Source organism: Streptomyces alboflavus, assembly GCF_000716675.1.
Taxonomy (GTDB): domain Bacteria; phylum Actinomycetota; class Actinomycetes; order Streptomycetales; family Streptomycetaceae; genus Streptomyces; species Streptomyces alboflavus.
In genome coordinates, this window is the sequence record NZ_JNXT01000133.1 from 1 (window position 1) to 1,808 (window position 1,808).

The following is a 1,808-nucleotide window of genomic DNA, read 5'->3' on the forward strand; positions in this document are numbered from 1 at the left end:
TTTCCAGCCCGCCGCGGGCTTCTGGTCGCCTCTGCCAGGTGCGGTTGTTCGGCGGCTGCGGGCCGTCAGTCGGTAGCCGTGCCCCGGGTGCTACCGCCCGCGGAAGCGCCTCCGCTCGCCCTCCCCCGCAGGCCGTTCCGAATCCGCGAGCCGAATCACCGGGTCCTCGCCCCCCGCAGGGCCCTCCCGCCCCGCCACCACCGGCTTGGCCGCCCCCGCCGCCTTGGCCCGGTACTGGGCCGCGTCCGCAAGCCGGAACAAGCGTCGAGCCGACCGCACCGCCCCGATCGGATCCCCGGTCGACGCCACGCCGCAGGCGACCCCGTCCCCGAGTTCCAACTCGTCCGCCCGCACGCACAGTTCATCGGCGACCCGCACCACCTCGTCCGCCGAAGGCCCCACCGAGAGCAGACAGAACTCGTCCCCGCCGAGCCGCGCGGCCAGCGCCCCCGGCAGCATCGCCCCGCACAGCGACAGCACCGACCCGAACCGTTCGAGGAGCCGGTCCCCCACCGCGTGCCCGAGGCTGTCGTTGACCTGCTTGAGCCCGTTCAGGTCGCACACGACGAGGCTGACCACCGCCCCCTCGACCCGGTGCCGCTCCACGGCCTCGTCGAGCCGCAGATCGACCGCGCGCCGGTTGGCGAGCCCGGTCAGGGAGTCCGTGAAGGCGAGCCGCCGCGCCTCCTCGAGGCGCTCCGTCTGAGCGATGCCCGCGGCGACGACGGCCGCGAGCACGGAGGCGAAGTCCGCGTCACCCCGCTCGAAGACGGGCTCCCCCACGGGCCGCGCCACATACAGCTCGCCCCAGGCCCGCCCGTGCAGCACGATCGGCGCGACCACGCAACACCCGCGCCCGCGCCTGCGCAGCGCGGCCACCCGCTGGTGGCAGTACCCCGCACGCTCCCGGTCCCCGGGCCCACCCGCCGTCTCCACCCACGCGTGCGGCTCCCCGCCCCCGGCCCACCGCTCGTGCAGGAACTCGGTGATCTCCGGGAACTGATGCACGGGGTAGGCCTCCCCCTCAGGGAACTCCTCCTCCCCCGGGGCGCGTTCACCGACGTTGGCGAGCACGCGCAGCCGCCCGCGCTCCCGCTCCCACACGGACAGCGCGGCAAAGCTCCCGCCCAGGGCGAGCAGCGCCCCCTGGGCGGCCGCCCGCCAGGACTCACGCGGAGTGTGCGCGGCAGCCATACCCTGCGCCAGGGCCACTACGGCACGCAGCCGAACGTCCTCACCCATTGCTCCAGGTTACGGACATTTCACCCACAGAGAGATACTGCGAACAAAATCTCACACACGCCCTCACTCCGGACCGGCTGCTCGCAGCCCCAGGACTGTCAGGCCCTCCAGGACTGTCAGGCCCTCCCAGGACAGTCAGGGCCACCAGGGCAGTCAGGGCCACCAGGGCAGTCAGGGCCACCAGGGCAGTCAGGGCCACCAGGGCAGTCACAGCCTCCGGGGCCAGGACCGCCGGGGCCGCCGGAGACGCCGAAGCCGCCGGGGCTGCCGGAGACACCGAAGCCGCCGAAGCCACCGAAGCCGCCGAAGCCACCGAAGCCGCCGGAGACACCGAAGCCGCCTGGGCTGCCGAAGCCGCCTGGGCTGCCGGGGCTGCCGAAACCACCGGGGCCGCCAGGGCTGCCGAAACCACCGGGGCCGCCAGGGCTGCCGAAACCACCGGGGCCGCCAGGGCTGCCGAAGCTGCCGAGGCTGCCACCAGCACCACCCACCTCGCGCCTCCGGTGCGGCGCAGCGATGATGGGGCTCGGTGCGACTGGCCCCACGATCACGGGCGGGCGGGTGGG

1 protein-coding gene is annotated in these 1,808 nt (G+C 74.4%); it reads right to left on the reverse strand.

Features of this window, described 5'->3' with window-relative positions; translation table 11 throughout:
* Window positions 1-90: 90 nt before the first annotated feature.
* On the reverse strand, window positions 91-1,242 hold the full coding sequence (locus tag OO63_RS41035) for a GGDEF domain-containing protein (protein ID WP_030362702.1): 1,152 nt from the start codon (window positions 1,240-1,242) through the stop codon (window positions 91-93).
* Between the last annotated feature and the right edge of the window lie 566 nt (window positions 1,243-1,808).

What these genes read in the sequence shown, in the direction of transcription:
- OO63_RS41035 (WP_030362702.1), bottom strand. Translation starts at nt 1,242, where the DNA reads ATGGGTGAGGACGTTCGGCTGCGTGCCGTAGTGGCCCTGGCGCAGGGT.